This window comes from Pseudomonas sp. EA_65y_Pfl1_P113 (assembly GCF_963970525.1).
Taxonomy (GTDB): domain Bacteria; phylum Pseudomonadota; class Gammaproteobacteria; order Pseudomonadales; family Pseudomonadaceae; genus Aquipseudomonas; species Aquipseudomonas tritici.
The window spans coordinates 1-449 of record NZ_CAXAQM010000597.1; the positions used below are offsets into that span (position 1 = coordinate 1).

Annotated in this window: 1 pseudogene; it reads left to right on the forward strand. The window is 65.0% G+C overall.

Annotated elements, in window-relative coordinates:
• Window positions 1-208: 208 nt before the first annotated feature.
• Window positions 209-449, forward strand: a pseudogene (locus AACY52_RS31270) (cytochrome o ubiquinol oxidase subunit I); the annotation flags it as partial.

Genomic DNA, 449 nt, shown 5'->3' on the forward strand with positions numbered 1-449 from the left:
GGCTCCGATCCCCGCCACCACGCAACCTGGCGCACGCCTGACCGGTGCAGGGCTGCCAATGCCCGGCACACGCGCAACAGACGTCCCGGCGACCGCCGGCGACCGAAGGACTTTCTGACATGACGTCCCCCCTTCCCCTTTCGTCGCCGTCGATCAGCCCGATCTTCGGCGCCTGACGCTCGATGCGTTGCCGCTGCATGAAATCCCCGTGCTCGTCGCCTTTGCCGGCACCGCCGTTGGTGGCCTCGCGCTGCTCGCGGTCATCACCTATTACAAGGCATGGGGCATGTTGTGGCGCGACTGGTTCACCAGCGTCGACCACAAGAAGATCGGCATCATGTACATCATCCTCGGATTGGTGATGTTCGTGCGTGGCTTCTCCGATGCGCTGATGATGCGCGCGCAGCAGGCGATGGCCTTTAACGGCAACCCCGGCTACCTGCCGCCCG